Genomic DNA, 232 nt, shown 5'->3' on the forward strand with positions numbered 1-232 from the left:
GGCCTGGTGTCGGGAACGGTCGCCGCCGTGGTGCTGTGGTCGTCCTCGACGTTCTTCCACGTGTTCACGCTGCCGGGTCAGGGGCTCGCGTTCCTGAGCGCCGCGACCGCGTTCGTCGTGGACATCCTCGTGTCGGTCGTGGTCACCCAGTTCACGACCCCGAAGCCCGTTCACGAGCTGAAGGGCCTGGTCTACTCCGAGACCCCGAAGACCGACCTCGTCGACCCCGACG

Annotated in this window: 1 pseudogene; it reads left to right on the forward strand. The window is 67.7% G+C overall.

From position 1 onward, the window contains the following. Nucleotides 1–232 (forward strand): annotated as a pseudogene (locus tag ACWXWW_RS18400) (Na+/galactose cotransporter); the annotation flags it as partial.

It is taken from the genome of Microbacterium sp. KNMS (genome assembly GCF_053851835.1).